We start from the raw sequence: 15,913 nt of genomic DNA, 5'->3' as shown, positions 1-15,913 counted from the left end.
GGAGAGAAGAAATGAGCGCAATAAGATACGAACTTATTAAAACTTGTAAACAAAGTGGAGCTAGACTTGGAAGATTACACACTCCACACGGTGTAATAGAAACACCAATATTTATGCCTGTTGGAACTCAAGCAACAGTTAAGTCAATGACACCAGAAGAATTAAAAGAAATAGGATCTCAAATAATATTAAGTAATACTTATCATTTATATATGAGACCAGGACACGAATTAATAAAAGAAGCTGGTGGACTTCATAAGTTTATGAATTGGGATAAGCCAATACTTACAGATAGTGGAGGATTCCAAGTATTCAGTTTAGGACCACTTAGAAAAATAACTGAAGAGGGAGTTCATTTTAGATCTCACTTAGATGGTTCAAAGCATTTTATAAGTCCAGAAAAAGCTATGGAGATACAAAATGCACTAGGTTCAGATATAATGATGGCATTTGATGAATGTGCTCCATACCCAGCAGATAGAGACTATGTAAAAAAATCATTAGAAAGAACAACTAGATGGTTACACAGATGTAAAGAAGCACATAAGAATACAGAAAACCAAGCATTATTTGGAATAATCCAAGGTGGTATGTATAAAGATTTAAGAGAGCAATCAGCAAGAGAAGTATTAGCTGTTGACTTACCAGGATATGCTATAGGTGGACTTAGTGTTGGAGAGCCAAAGCATTTAATGTATGAAGTATTAGAATATACTACACCATTAATGCCTGTAGATAAGCCAAGATACTTAATGGGAGTTGGTTCACCAGATGATTTAGTTGAAGGTGTTATAAGAGGAGTAGATATGTTTGACTGTGTACTTCCAACTCGTATAGCTAGAAATGGTACAGCAATGACTAGCCAAGGTAAAGTTGTTGTTAGAAATGCTAAGTATGCTAAAGATTTTACACCACTTGATCCAGAGTGTGATTGTTATTGTTGTAAAAACTATACTAGAGCTTATATAAGACACTTAGTTAAGGCTAACGAAATATTAGCATCTAGACTTATAACAACACATAACTTACACTTCTTATTAAAGTTAATGGAACAAATAAGACAAGCCATAAGAGAAGATAGATTATTAGACTTCAGAGCTGAGTTTTTTGAAAAATATGGCTATGAAATATAATTGTTTTAATATATAATGTTTATTATATTAAAAATTTAATATAAAAGGAGATGTATCAAAATGCAAAGCTGGATAACTGTGATATTAATGTATGCAGCAATATTCGCTGTATTCTACTTCTTATTTATAAGACCTCAAAAGAAAAAAGAGAATGCTTTAAAAGAAATGAGAAATAGTTTAAAAGTAGGAGATAAAGTAACTACTATAGGTGGAATAATAGCTAACGTAGCTAAAGTTGAAGAAGATTCTGTAATATTAGAAATCGGACCTAACAGAACTAAGGTACCATTTGAAAAGTGGGCTATAGGAACTGTTGAATCAAAAGAAGTACAAGCTTAATAAATAGTAATTTTTAAACCTTCCCTTGAATATATATTCTTCGAGGGGAGGTTTTGCTATGGATAAAACGAATTATGTTTTAAAAGGGTTAGGTTACTCTTATATAATTACATTGGCAGTTTTACTTATCTATAACTTGATACTAACATTTACAACAGTATCAGGAAACAGCATTCATATGGTTACTGCATTTATAACAACTATATCAGCAGCTTTTGGTGGATTTTATGCATCAAAACACATAAAAGAAAAAGGGCTTATATATGGGTTAATAGTTGGTTTATTGTACATAGTATGTCTTATAGCAATAGTTTACTTAGCTCAAGAAAAGTTTAATTTTGAAACTGACATGCTATATAAAGTTTTCTTGACAACATTATCTGGTGGAATTGGTGGAGTTATAGGTGTTAACTTCAAATAAGTTCCACAAAAGGAACAAATTATGTTATAATCAATGAAGATTCATAAATAAGGAGGTAATTTAAGATGGAAAAGAAACATATAAAAACTTTATCTCAAGCTACATTAAAGAATAGTGCTGCTAAAGGTGGATGTGGAGAATGTCAAACATCTTGTCAATCTGCTTGTAAAACTTCTTGTACAGTAGCTAACCAAGAGTGCGAAAGATAGTTAAATTTTGTATTTGATCGTAGGCCACGAATGGTCGTGGATGTGAATTTATAGGAGTTGTCTCGGTGGTATTTATCATTTTGAGATAACTCTTTTTTCGTTATAGAGTAATGATATTGATTAGATTTTATATAAGATATATAATAGGTATTGGTGTTAGATGCCAATGAGTGAAAAATGTGTTGATTGTATAGATTAGCGAGTTTTGACAATTGAGTGTGATATTTTTACATATAAATTGGAAAAGCAAAAGCGAATTTTTTAGGAGGAGTTTTGTAATGAGTATGATACATAAGTTTTCAATGAATGGTTATAATATCGTTCTTGATGTAAATGGTGGAGCCGTTCATGTTTTAGATGATGTGGCTTACAGAGTTTTAGATTTTTATAAAGAAAAGTCTAAGGAAGAGATAGTTGAAGTTTTAAAGAATGAGTATAGTGCTGAGCAAGTTTTAGAGGCTTGTGATGAAATAGCTAATTTAGAAGAAGAAGGTCTTCTTTATACTGAAGAGGTTTATAGTACTCATCCTAGCTTTATAGATAGAAAAAAAGTTGTTAAAGCTATGTGTTTACACGTTGCTCATGATTGTAACTTAAAATGTAAATACTGCTTTGCTGCTCAAGGTGATTTCGGTGGAACTAAAGAATTAATGAGTTTTGAAGTTGGTAAAAAAGCTATAGATTATTTAATAGCTAACTCTGGAAATAGAAGAAACTTAGAAATAGACTTCTTTGGTGGAGAGCCTTTAATGAACTTTGATGTAGTTAAACAATTAGTTGAGTATGGAAGAAGTGTAGAAAAGGAACATGGTAAGAATATAAGATTTACTATAACTACTAACGGTATTTTATTAGATGATGAAAAGATTAAATATATAAATGAAAATATGCATAATGCAGTTTTAAGTTTAGATGGAAGAAAATCTGTAAATGATAATATGAGACCAACTTTAAATGATAAAGGAAGTCATGACATAATATTACCTAAGTTTAAGAAACTTGTAGATGAAAGACCAAAAGATAAATACTATTATATAAGAGGAACATTTACAAGAGAAAACTTAGATTTTGCAGAGGATGTTATGTACTTTGCAGAGCAAGGATTTAAATTAACGTCAATAGAGCCTGTTGTTGATGATGAGTCTAATCCATTTGCATTAAGAGAAGAGGATTTACCAAAGGTATTTGAAGAATATGAAAAGTTAGCTGTTAAATATGCTGATATGCAAGTTAAAGGTGATGACTTTAAATTCTTCCACTTTATAATAGACTTAAATCAAGGTCCTTGTGTAATAAAGAGAATAACTGGATGTGGAGCAGGTAATGAATACTTAGCTATAACTCCAGGAGGAGATATATATCCTTGTCACCAATTTGTTGGAAATGAAGAGTATAAGTTAGCTAATATAATGGATGAAGAAGTTGTTCTTCCTTTAGATATAACTAACAAGTTTAGAGATGCTCACGTTTATAGCAAAGAAGAATGTATGAACTGCTGGAATAAGTTCTACTGTTCAGGTGGATGTCATGCAAATGCTATGAACTTCAATGGTGATATAATGAAGCCATATGACCTTGGATGTGAAATGCAAAAGAAACGTACTGAATGTTCTATAATGATACAAGCGAAAAAAATGTTAGAAGGGAAGTAATAACCCATGATAAAAAGTTTCAATGGAATTGACCCAAGCATTGATGAGTCTGTATTCGTAGCAGAGAGTGCTGATATAATAGGCGAAGTAAAAATAAAAAAGAATGCAAGTATATGGTATAACGTAGTTATTAGAGGTGATGAACAACCTATAGTAATAGGTGAAAACACAAATATTCAAGATGGATCTGTAGTACATACTGGATGGGATGAGCCTACTACTATTGGAAACAATGTAACAGTAGGTCATAAAGCCTTAGTGCATGGATGCAAAATTGGAGATAATACTTTAATAGGTATGGGAGCTATAGTATTAGATGGAGCCGAGATAGGGGAGTTTACCTTACTTGGTGCAGGTAGTTTAGTTCCTCCAGGTAAAAAAATTCCTTCTGGAGTGCTTGCAATGGGTTCTCCTGCGAAAGTTATTAGAGAGCTTTCAGATGAAGAAAAAGAAAGTATAACAAAATCAGCATTAAATTATGTTGAAAATGCTAATAAACATAAATAAAGTTTAGTGGCTTGCTTAGGGGAGATTTGACTAATACCGGGCTTTTTGGAATATTTATTTTCTATCCATGCAGCGAAATGATGCTGCAAATGGCTATAAAATAAATATTTCCATTTAGCCCTGAGGATTAGCTAAATCTTCTTTTTCTAAGTTTTGCAGCTAAACTTTATTTTTATGTCTATTAGCTAATAGAATTTATGAGAAATTGTTTAATAAAGAAAGCTTATATTATCAATGGAATATCTTAAGTTTAATAAATTTTATAATTATATATCATTCAATTAGTCATATATAATTGTAAAATTTATTAAATTATGGTAATAATAGAAACTATTGAATAAATAAGGTTTATTATTATCTATTCTAGTATATAAGTAATGTATAATATAAATAGATAAATAAATAATTAATTAATTAATTAATTAAATAGATAGATAGATAGATATAGTACGGGCAATATTAGGAGTGATAATGTGAAGATTAATTATAAGAACATTAAACGATATAAGGAAATATTACATATACTTATAAAATATGGATTTGGTTTTGCTGTTGAAAAGTTGAATATGGATCATGTAGCGTATAAAATTCCTATAACTAAACCAAATGAAGAGTTGCAGTATATGACTACGGGGGAAAGAATTAGAAAGGCTTTTGAAGAGCTTGGTCCTACATATGTTAAACTTGGTCAAATTTTGAGTACTAGAAATGATATTTTTGATCAGGATATTATAGATGAACTTAGTAAACTTAGAGATAATGTAGAAGAGTTTAGTACAGATATTGCTAAGGAAATTTTTGTTAGTGAAACTAAGTTAAATATAGAAGATGTATTTAAAGAGTTTAATGAAGTTCCTATTGCAGCAGCGTCTATTGGTCAAGTGTATGAGGCAAAATTATATTCTGGAGAGGATGTAATTATAAAAATACAAAGACCTAACATAGAAAGAACTATAAAGGCGGATTTAGAAATACTTCAAAGTGGAGCTAGTATTTTGAATGATATAGTTAAAGAGAATGAAACTAACTTCGAAAAAATATTAGAAGAGTTTAAAGTTCAATTATTAAGAGAACTTGATTATAATTTTGAAGCTATAAATGCCATGAAATTCTATGAGATTTTTAAGGATAGTGAAGAAGTTTATATACCAAAGATCTATAGTGAGTATACTACCAAAAAAGTTTTAGTAATGGAAAAAATAATTGGTGTAAAGCTTAGTGATATAAGTAAAATAAAAAAATTTGGATGGGACACTGATAATATAAGTAAGATTGGAGTAAAGGCACTATTTAAGCAAGTTTTTGAATGTGGATTTTTTCATGCAGATCCTCACCCGGGAAATATTTTTGTATTAAATAGTAATTGTATATCATATATTGACTTTGGTATGATAGGAATTGTTGATAAAAAGACTTTTAGCTCATTAAATAATATAGTTTTAGCAGCTGTGCAGAAAAATGCTGATAAAATTATTTTTTTATTAGAAGATATGGGTATAACAAAAACAACAGTAGATAAAGATGCTCTTAAATTAGATTTATTATATTTGCTTCACTATTACTATGATGTTCCTTTAGATAAAATAAGTTTATCTGATATATTAAATGAAATTTTCATGTTCTTTAGAAAGTATAATATTGCTATGCCAACAGAACTTACAACTTTAGCAAAGACAGTAATAACTCTAGAAGGAACAGCTAGAGAACTAAACCCTAATTTTACAGTTTACTCTATAGGACAGGAGTTTATAAGATATTATTATAATAATAGATTGAATCCTAAGGCATTATTTGATAGCTCGAAGGATTCCATAGAAGATATATATTTAGATTTAAAAACTATACCGAAACAATTGAGGGTTATACTTAAAAATATAGAAAAAAATAATATAAAAATTCATATAGATGACATAAAAGCTCCAAAATTAGAAGAACAATTAAGTGACTTAACTACTAATATATCGTTAAGTTTAGTACTAGCTTCATTAGTAGTTGGTTCATCTCTAATTATTGCTTCGCCAAATATAGAACAAAGTGTATGGATAAGATATCTTGCTTTAGCAGGATTTTTAGTATCATTTGTATTGGGGCTTACTCTTGTAATAACGATATTTAAAGCTAAATATAGACGAAAGTAGAGGTGATTAAGTTTGATATTTAATAAAAAATGGACATTAAAACACAAAGGAAAAGTTAATAAAAGTGAATTAAGTGAAAAAATAAATATTTCTCCGGAAATTAGTCAAATATTAAAAAATAGAGGGATTGAAGACGAAAAAAGTGCGGAAATATTCATGAACCCTTCTTTAGATTATTTGAGAGATCCATTTTTAATGAAGGATATGAAGAAAGCTGTAGAAAGAATACAAAAAGCAATAGAAAATAATGAAAGTATATACATATATGGAGATTATGACGTTGATGGGGTATCTTCGACATCAATACTTTATTTATATTTTGATTCTATTAACTATCCTGTTAGCTATTATATACCAAATAGATTAGAAGAAGGATACGGGATAAATGAAGATGCTATAAGAAAAATTCATGAACAAGGATGTAACTTAATTATAAGTGTGGACTGTGGAATTACTTCTGTAAAAGAAGTTGAATTAGCAAATGAATTAGGAATAGATGTTATAATAACAGATCACCATGAATGCCAAAGCGAAATACCAAATGCATATGCAGTTATAAATCCAAAACAAGAAGATTGTAACTATCCATTTGATATGCTTTGTGGATGTGGAGTTGCCTTTAAGTTAATACAAGCTTTAACTCCAGAAGAAGTATTTAAAACTAGTATGTACGATTATTTAGAAATAGCTACATTGGCTACAATTTGTGATATTGTTCCATTAGTAGATGAGAATAGAATAATAGTAAAAAATGGTTTAAAACTTATGAAAGAAGGGAAAAATCTAGGATTAAGAGAGCTTATCAAAGTATGTGGTGTAGACACTGAAAAAATAGGATCATCACATATAGGTTTTGCTATAGGACCTAGAATAAATGCTTCTGGAAGATTAGGACATTCTTACTTAGGAGTACAGTTATTTACAACTAAGAGTCAGTACGAAGCCAGTGAAATAGCTAGAATGCTAGAAGAAAAGAACAATGAAAGACAAATGATAGAAGCTAAGATGTATCATGAAGCTGAAGAAATTATAAAATCAAATGAAAGATACGAAAATGATAAGGTTCTAGTAATTGCAAATGAAGGCTGGCAACATGGTATAATTGGTATAGTTGCATCAAAGCTTACAGAAAAGTATTATAAACCTACTATACTTCTTACTATAGAAAATGGTGAGGCAACTGGTTCAGCAAGATCTATAAAAGGATTTAGTATTTTTGATGCTCTTATGAAATGTAAACATTTATTAAATAAATTTGGAGGACATGACCAAGCTGCAGGTTTAGGATTAGATGCAGATAAGGTAGATATACTAAGGGATGAAGTTAATAAGATAGCAGATTATAATCTTACTTCTGAAGACATGATAGAAAATATTAATGTAGAGTTTGAATTAGCTGAAGATAAGGTTAGTTTAGATTTAGTAGATGAGCTTCATAAATTAGAGCCTTTTGGTCTTAGTAATCCAAGTCCTAGATTTATAATGAGAAATTTAGTTTTAGATGATATATTTACTTTGGGTAAAAATAAGCAACACTTAAAGCTTAATGTATATAACGAAAATACTTATGAGTGTATAGGATTTAATATGGCTCACTTGAAGGAAAACTTTAAGCCTGGAGATAAAGTTGATATATTATTTCAATTAGATGAAAATAATTATATGGGTAATAGAACTGTTCAGTTTTTACTTAAAGATATGAGAATGTCTCATCCGAAAAATGCCATGAAGGATAAAATTTCTTTAAAATTATTTTCAAAAATAGTTCCCAATAATGAGAATAACTTGTATACTATTAATTCTGATGGTAAAAACCTAATAAGCACAAATATAAATGGGAAATATACTATAGAAGGCAGCAAAGATATAAATATATTTGACTATTTGGTGGATGATACATTAGTAATAACTAATACAGTAAATGGTTTTTATAGAGCTATCTCAGATTTATCATTGCTAGAAGAAGACTTTGATATCAATTACCGAGAAAATACTATAAATATAGCTAAACTACAACTTATATTTTCACCAAATATTGATAAAATAGATGTAAAAAGATATAATAATATTGTTCTTTATGATTATTTATATAATACTAAAGAATATTCGTATCTAAGTGAAAGTAAAAATAAAGATTGTAATATTATTAAATATTATAATGAAACAGACCAATTATATTTGAAGAACATTATAAATAACATCATTCCAGAGAGAGATGAGTTTATAGTAGTATATAAATTAGCTCTAGTAAATAAAATTTTTGAACTAGATATGCTAGACATAAAAAAGACATTTAATATAATGCCTATAAAAGTATTTACAATATTAAATGTTTTTAAAGAATTGTCATTATTAGATTTTAATTTAGATTACGATAATAATACAATGTCTATAAGCTTATTAGAAAAGCCAAACAAAAAATTAAATCTAGATGAGAGTATAATACTTAAAAATCTAAAGGATTTAAAAGACGAATATTCAAAGAGCTATTAGGAGGTATTCCAAAATGGATTTAAAAAAAGTAGTAAGAGAAATCGACGATTTTCCAATTCCAGGTATAAGTTTTAAAGATATAACAACTTTATTAAAAGATGGAGAAGCATTTAAATATTCTATAGATGCAATAATAGAAGATTTAAAAGATAAAAATGTAGATGTAATAGTAGGACCAGAAGCAAGGGGATTCTTAATGGGGACACCAGTTGCTTATGGATTAGGAGTAGGATTTGTTCCTGTAAGAAAACCAGGAAAATTACCTTCAGAAGTTGAAAGTTACGAATACGGATTAGAATATGGTAAAGACATATTAGAGATACATAAAGATGCTATAAAGCCAGGACAAAGAGTAGCAATAGTAGATGACTTATTAGCTACTGGTGGAACTATGGGAGCTGCAGCTAAGCTTATAGAAAAGCTAGGTGGAGAAGTAGTATCAATGCAGTTCTTAATAGAATTAGAAGACTTAAATGGTAGAGAAATTTTATCTAAATACCATATAAACTCTCTAATAAAATACTAAGATGTTAACAATAGTTGGTATATCACCAACTATTTTCATATATATTAAATTTCATACTTAAAATAGGTGGTATTATGCACGATAAACAACTGCAAGAATTAGTAGAAAAGATAAAAGGATATGCTCCAACTGCAAATGTGGAGTTAGTGGAAAAAGCTTATTACTTTGGAAAAAAAGCTCATGAAGGGCAATTTAGAAAATCAGGGGAACCTTACTTTATACATCCAATAGCAGTAGCGAATATTTTGGCATCAATGGAGTTAGATATAGAAACTATAACAGCGGGACTTTTACATGATGTAGTAGAAGATACTGAATATACTTATGAAGATATAGAAAAAGAATTTAGTAAAGAAGTTGCAGATTTAGTTGATGGAGTAACAAAACTAGGTCAAATAAAATATCAATCAAAAGAAGAAACACAAGCAGAAAACTTAAGAAAAATGTTTTTAGCTATGGCTAAAGATATAAGGGTTATACTTATAAAATTAGCTGATAGATTACACAATATGAGAACATTAAAGTATATGTCTCCAGAAAAAGCTAAATCAAAAGCTAAGGAAACTTTAGAAATCTATGGAGGAATAGCTCATAGATTAGGGATATCTAAAATTAAGTGGGAGTTAGAAGATTTAGCATTAAGATATATAGATCCAGATGGTTATTATGATTTAGTTGACAAGGTGGCAATTAAGAGAAGTCAAAGAGAAGCTTATATAGAGCAAATAGTAGAATTACTTAATGAAAAATTTGAAGAAGTAAATATACACTGTGATGTTTATGGAAGACCAAAGCATTTCTATAGTATATATAGAAAAATGAATAACAAGAATAAGGATTTTGAAGAAATTTTTGATTTAACAGCAGTTAGAATAATAGTTGATACTGTAAAAGATTGTTATGCTGTACTTGGAATGGTTCATACTTTATGGAAGCCAATGCCGGGCAGATTTAAGGATTATATAGCAATGCCTAAGCCTAACTTGTATCAATCTCTGCATACAACTGTTATAGGTCCTAATGGAGAACCTGTAGAAATTCAAATCAGAACGATGGAAATGCATACTATAGCAGAGTACGGTATTGCTGCCCACTGGAAATATAAAGAAGGAAAAACAAATCTAAGAGAAGATAAAGTAGAAGAAAAACTTCAATGGCTAAGACAAATGATGGAATGGGAAAAAGACCTAAAAGATCCACATGAGTTCTTAGATGCTTTAAAAGAAGATGTATTTAATAGTCAGGTTTATGTATTCACTCCTAAAGGAGATGTAATAGAGATGCCTGCAGGTGCTACACCAATAGATTTTGCATATAGAGTTCATACAAATGTAGGGAACAAATGTGTAGGTGCTAAGATAGATGGAAGAATAGTTCCAATAGATTATAAACTTCAAAATGGAAACATAGTTGAAATATTAACTTCTTCGAATTCTAATGGTCCAAGTAGAGACTGGTTAAACATTGTTAAAACTCCAAATGCAAAGAGTAGAATTAGACAATGGTTTAAAAAGGAAAGAAGAGAAGAAAATATTGAAAGAGGTACTGAGATTTTAGAAAAAGAGTACAAGAAGTATGGATTACCACTAAGAGAACCAGCACTTGAAAAATATATGCTACAAATTGCTAAAAAATTTAACCAACCAAGTGTAGAAGATTTAATTGCTACTATTGGTTATGGTGGAATAATGGTATCTCAAGTTGTTCCAAAATTAAGAGATTATTATATAAAAGAAGTTAAGAAAGCACAAAAGGATAATTCTAAATCGGAAGAAGAAGAATTTAAAAAGCATAACTTAAGTGATGCTGAGTATAAAAAGAAAAGAAAGAAAAATAACTGTCAAGGAATAATTGTAAAAGGGTTAGATAATATATTAATTAGATTTGCTAAGTGTTGTAATCCACTTCCAGGAGACGAAATTATAGGATATATAACTAAAGGAAGAGGAGTTGCAATTCATAGAAAAGATTGTTTAAATGCTCAACAAGAAGGGAAAGCATTCAAAAATAGATTAGTAGAAGTAGCATGGGCTAATTCTGATAAAGGCAAATTTGAAGGTGAGGTTCAAATTAAGGCAGCTGATAGAAAGGGTATAATAAATGATATAACTCATACTGTGGCTGTTGATAAAGTAGGACTAAATGGAATCAATGCTAGAAAAGGCAAGAATGATGTTGTTAATATAAACCTATTAATAGAAGTTAATAATATAGATGAATTGAATGAACTAATGAGAAAAATAAAAGCAATTCCAGGTGTTGAGGAAATATATAGAGTTAACAATTAGGAGGAAGCTATATGAGAGCAGTAGTGCAAAAAGTATCTTCATCTAAGGTAACTGTAGATAACGAGATAACAGGTCAAATAGGTCAAGGTCTACTTGTTTTATTAGGTGTTACTCATGATGATACATCTGAAGATGTTGATTATATGATAGATAAAACTTTGAATCTAAGAATTTTTGAAGATGAAGAAGGTAAAATGAACTTATCTTTAAAAGATGTAGGTGGAGAATTATTAGTAGTTTCTCAATTTACTTTATATGGTGACTGCAGAAAGGGAAGAAGACCTAGTTTTTCTACAGCAGCAAAACCAGAAGCAGCTAATGAGCTATATGAAGAATATGTAGCTAAAGCAAGAGCTCAAGGTATAAAAGTAGGAACTGGAAAGTTCAGATCTCATATGATGGTTGACTTAACTAATGATGGACCAGTAACTATGTTGTTAGATTCAAGTAAAACTTTCTAGGGGGATTTGAAGATGATAATAGAAATAATTGAAGATAGATTTATGGGTGAAAATACATACTTATTAGGCGATGAGAAAACTAATAAGTGTGCAATAATTGATCCAGGAGCAGATTTAATAGATATATTATCAGTAGTAAAAAATAAAAATCTTACAGTTGAGTATATTATACTAACTCATGGTCATGCCGATCATATAGGTAGTGTTAAGGATTTAAAAGCAAAAACTAATGCTAAGATAGTAGCTCATGAAAATGAAAAAGAACTTTTAGTGGATAGAAAGAAAAACTTAAGTATTAGATTCCCATGTGGACCACAAGAATTTGATGCAGACATATACGTTAAGGATAAAGATAGATTAGAAATAGGAGATTTAAGACTTACATTTATTCATACACCAGGTCATACACCAGGTGGAATGTGTATAAAAGTAGGATCTTATATGTTTACTGGAGATACTTTATTTGCAGGAAGTATAGGAAGAACTGATTTCTACGGTGGAGATCATAAGCAAATGACTAAGTCTCTTAATAGATTGGCTAATCAAGATGAGGATATAATAATTTATCCAGGACATGGACCAAGTTCTACAATTAGAATCGAGAAATTGACTAATCCTTATATGAGGTAGTTTTATTGGACGTGAGAGACAGTTGAATTGAAGGAGCAAGAACTATGTTAAATGTGATTTTAAAGGGTCATGATTTTAAGTACGAAGTTGCTGAGCTTATTAAGTTATTTACTACTAAGTTTAACTTTGTACATAGAAAAGATGTTGGTATGACTTTAGAAAATAGCGTTGTTTATTATAATAATAAGATATTTTCTAAGACGGTTTATTTAGAAAATTATCAGGTGATTTATGATTCTCTTGATTACAGAAGTATTGAAGGATTGTCTGAACAAGAAGTCAAGAAAGTAACAAAGGAAACTATTAAAAGGAGCATGTATAATGTCTTAATGAAGAAATTTAACTCTTATGTTCCTTGGGGAATACTTACTGGTATAAGACCTGTTAAGATAGTTCACACTTTACTTGATAAAAATCTTAGTGATGAAGATATAAGAGAAAACTTAAAGACTAATTATCTAATTAGTGATGAAAAAATAGATTTAGCACTTAATATTGCAAAGAGAGAAAGAAAGTTTATTTATCCGATAGATAAAAATAAAATTTCTCTATATGTTAGCATTCCGTTTTGTCCAACGAGATGTTATTATTGTTCATTCCCAGCAAACCCTTTAAAGCAGTTTGGACATTTAAAGAGAGAATATCTTGATAAATTAATTATTGAGATAAAGGGATTAGCTAAATTATTAGAAGAAACTAATAAAGAAATAGAAACTTTATATATAGGTGGAGGAACTCCTACTACTCTTGATGCAAAGGAGATGGACATTCTAATAAAGGCTTTATATAAAGAATTAGATTTAAGTAAGATAAAAGAATTTACAGTAGAAGCTGGTAGACCAGATACTATAAATAGAGAAATTTTAGAATGCTTAAAGAGAAATAACGTTACTAGAATTAGTATAAATCCTCAAACTATGAATCAAGAAACTTTAGATAAAATAGGTAGAGGTCATAGTGTAAATGAAATAAAAGAAGCATTTAACTTAGCAAGAGAAATAGGATTTGATAACATAAATATGGATTTAATCTTAGGTCTTGAAGGTGAAAATGTTGATATGGTAAGAAATACTCTAGAAGAAATTAAAAAACTTCAGCCTGAAAGTTTAACTGTTCATACTTTAGCTATAAAAAGAGCATCTAAGCTAAAAGAAAATATGGACGAGTATGTTCTTACACAATATGAAGAAATGGTTAAGATGATTGACTTATCAATGCAATATGCAAAAGAAATGAATCTTAATCCATATTATATGTATCGTCAAAAGCAAATGCTTGGTAACCTAGAAAATATAGGTTATGCTAAAGAAGGATATGAATGTATCTACAACATGCAAATAATGGAAGAGAAGCAAAGCAACTATGCACTAGGGGCTGGTTCTATATCTAAGTTTGTATATGTTGACGAGGACAGAATTGAAAGAGTAGAAAACGTGAAGAACGTTGAACAATACATAGATAGAGTAGAAGAAATGATACAGAGAAAAAAAGAGGAGGTCTTAAAGAATGCTAACTAAAGCACCTAGAGGAACAAAAGACATAACTCCAAAAGATTCATATAAGTGGAATTATGTAGAAAACAAATTTAGAGAAGTATGTGGATTATATGGATATGAGGAAATGAGAACTCCTATATTCGAACATACAGAATTATTCAAAAGAAGTGTTGGAGACACTACTGATATAGTTCAAAAAGAAATGTACTCATTCCAAGATAAGGGTGAAAGAGACATAACTTTAAAGCCAGAAGGAACTGCTGGTGTAATAAGAGCATTTATAGAGAATAAATTATACTCAGATGCTCAGCCAACTAAGATGTTTTATATAACACCTTGCTTCAGATATGAAAGACCACAAGCTGGAAGACAAAGACAATTCCATCAATTTGGTGTTGAAGCAGTAGGAAGTGATAATCCATCTTTAGATGCAGAAGTTATAGCTTTAGCTATACAATTCTTCAACGAAGTAGGACTTAAAGACTTAGCAGTAAGTATAAACTCTGTTGGATGTCCAACTTGTAGAGCAAAATACAATGAATTATTAAAATCTTACTTAGATGCAAAATCAGATGTATTATGTGCTACTTGTTTAGAAAGAAAAGATAAAAATCCTATGAGAGTTATAGATTGTAAAAATCCAACTTGTAAGGAAAATTTACAAGATATACCTTTCATGATTGATCATATATGTGATGATTGTAAGGATCACTTTGAAAAATTACAAAGTTACTTAAGAGAAATGGACGTTAACTTTGTAGTTGATAAAACTATAGTTAGAGGTCTTGACTACTACAAGAAAACTGCTTTCGAAATAATATCTAATGATATAGGATCTCAAAGTACAGTTTGTGGTGGAGGAAGATACGACGGATTAGTAGAACAACTAGGTGGACCAAAAGGAAGTAGCGGTATAGGATTTGGTTTAGGTGTTGAAAGATTATTATTAACTATGGAAAACAACAACATAGAAATAGAAAATCCACAATCAACAGATATATATATAGTAACAATAGGTGAAGAAGCTAAAACTAAGAGCTTCAAGTTATTAAAAGACTTAAGATACAACCACATAAGTGCAGATAGTGACCACTTAGACAGAAGTGTAAAAGCACAATTTAAATACTCAGATAAAATAAATGCTAAATTCACAATAGTAATAGGTGATGATGAACTTAACAATGACAGTGCAACACTTAAAAATATGCAAACATCAGAGCAAACTACAGTTAAATTAAGTGAATTAGTAGGAGAATTAAAAAACAGATTATAATTGAATAAATTGAAAATAAACCTTATACTAAATAAAGTAAATAAATAACAACCATAACAACGAAAATATAACATAACAAAAATAAAAAAGTGTAATAACGAAAGTAATATAATAAGGACTAGCTAAAAAATCTAGCTACCCTAAAAATACTACCGACGTAAAATACGAGAATATAACTTAGGGTTTATTGAATGTTATTTTAGTACTAAGGCGAGTGAGGTGTGAAATCGCAAACGCAGCACCCATTTGCAAGGATGTTTTTTCCTTGCATGGGTCAAGTTGCGACTCACACTACCGAAGCCCTAACTAAACAAAATTTCAAAACCCCTTATATCAAGAATTAAAGG

14 protein-coding genes are annotated in these 15,913 nt (G+C 29.7%); all 14 read left to right on the top strand.

Annotation, left to right across the window (positions count from 1 at the left end; genetic code table 11):
* Nucleotides 1–11: 11 nt before the first annotated feature.
* The 14 genes from tgt (at nt 12) to hisS (ending at nt 15,566) form a co-directional block, all read left to right on the top strand.
* A complete protein-coding gene (gene tgt, locus HF520_RS10930; RefSeq protein WP_168574062.1) occupies nt 12–1,133 on the top strand; it encodes a tRNA guanosine(34) transglycosylase Tgt in 1,122 nt (373 codons plus the stop codon).
* Between the two features lie 60 nt (nt 1,134–1,193).
* On the top strand, nt 1,194–1,472 hold the full coding sequence (gene yajC, locus HF520_RS10925; protein WP_168574061.1) for a preprotein translocase subunit YajC: 279 nt from the start codon (nt 1,194–1,196) through the stop codon (nt 1,470–1,472).
* Between the two features lie 58 nt (nt 1,473–1,530).
* On the top strand, nt 1,531–1,893 hold the full coding sequence (locus tag HF520_RS10920; RefSeq protein WP_168574060.1) for a TIGR04086 family membrane protein: 363 nt from the start codon (nt 1,531–1,533) through the stop codon (nt 1,891–1,893).
* Nucleotides 1,894–1,958: 65 nt separating this feature from the next.
* The gene (scfA, locus tag HF520_RS10915; RefSeq protein WP_168574059.1) at nt 1,959–2,102 is read left to right on the top strand and encodes a six-cysteine ranthipeptide SCIFF; all 144 of its coding nucleotides are present in this window, start codon (nt 1,959–1,961) and stop codon (nt 2,100–2,102) included.
* A 278-nt stretch (nt 2,103–2,380) separates the two neighbouring features.
* Nucleotides 2,381–3,754 (top strand): thioether cross-link-forming SCIFF peptide maturase, encoded by a 1,374-nt coding sequence (gene scfB / locus HF520_RS10910; RefSeq protein ID WP_168574058.1) that lies wholly within the window; start codon nt 2,381–2,383, stop codon nt 3,752–3,754.
* Nucleotides 3,755–3,760: 6 nt separating this feature from the next.
* The gene (locus tag HF520_RS10905) at nt 3,761–4,261 is read left to right on the top strand and encodes a gamma carbonic anhydrase family protein (RefSeq protein WP_168574057.1); all 501 of its coding nucleotides are present in this window, start codon (nt 3,761–3,763) and stop codon (nt 4,259–4,261) included.
* A gap of 473 nt (nt 4,262–4,734) precedes the next feature.
* Nucleotides 4,735–6,399 carry an ABC1 kinase family protein gene (locus HF520_RS10900; protein WP_168574056.1) on the top strand — a complete coding sequence of 555 codons (1,665 nt, stop codon included), beginning with the start codon at nt 4,735–4,737 and terminating at the stop codon, nt 6,397–6,399.
* A 12-nt stretch (nt 6,400–6,411) separates the two neighbouring features.
* Nucleotides 6,412–8,892, top strand: coding sequence for a single-stranded-DNA-specific exonuclease RecJ (gene recJ / locus HF520_RS10895; protein ID WP_168574055.1), 2,481 nt, complete (start codon nt 6,412–6,414; stop codon nt 8,890–8,892).
* Between the two features lie 13 nt (nt 8,893–8,905).
* Nucleotides 8,906–9,418: an adenine phosphoribosyltransferase gene (locus tag HF520_RS10890; RefSeq protein WP_168574054.1), complete on the top strand. Its 513-nt coding sequence runs from the start codon at nt 8,906–8,908 to the stop codon at nt 9,416–9,418.
* A 74-nt stretch (nt 9,419–9,492) separates the two neighbouring features.
* Complete coding sequence (locus tag HF520_RS10885) at nt 9,493–11,706, top strand: RelA/SpoT family protein (protein ID WP_168574053.1); 2,214 nt, start codon at nt 9,493–9,495, stop codon at nt 11,704–11,706.
* Between the two features lie 11 nt (nt 11,707–11,717).
* Nucleotides 11,718–12,167: a D-aminoacyl-tRNA deacylase gene (gene dtd, locus HF520_RS10880; RefSeq protein ID WP_168574052.1), complete on the top strand. Its 450-nt coding sequence runs from the start codon at nt 11,718–11,720 to the stop codon at nt 12,165–12,167.
* Nucleotides 12,168–12,179: 12 nt separating this feature from the next.
* A complete protein-coding gene (locus HF520_RS10875) occupies nt 12,180–12,797 on the top strand; it encodes an MBL fold metallo-hydrolase (protein WP_168574051.1) in 618 nt (205 codons plus the stop codon).
* A gap of 44 nt (nt 12,798–12,841) precedes the next feature.
* Nucleotides 12,842–14,314 carry a coproporphyrinogen dehydrogenase HemZ gene (gene hemZ, locus HF520_RS10870; RefSeq protein ID WP_168574050.1) on the top strand — a complete coding sequence of 491 codons (1,473 nt, stop codon included), beginning with the start codon at nt 12,842–12,844 and terminating at the stop codon, nt 14,312–14,314.
* The gene (gene hisS / locus HF520_RS10865) at nt 14,304–15,566 is read left to right on the top strand and encodes a histidine--tRNA ligase (RefSeq protein WP_168574049.1); all 1,263 of its coding nucleotides are present in this window, start codon (nt 14,304–14,306) and stop codon (nt 15,564–15,566) included. The genes hemZ and hisS overlap by 11 nt, the downstream gene beginning before the upstream one ends.
* Nucleotides 15,567–15,913: the final 347 nt, after the last annotated feature.

Source organism: Romboutsia sp. CE17 (assembly GCF_012317385.1).
Lineage (GTDB): Bacteria > Bacillota > Clostridia > Peptostreptococcales > Peptostreptococcaceae > Romboutsia_E.
Note: the sequence above shows the minus strand (reverse complement) of the source record. Positions and strands in the feature narration are given on the sequence as shown.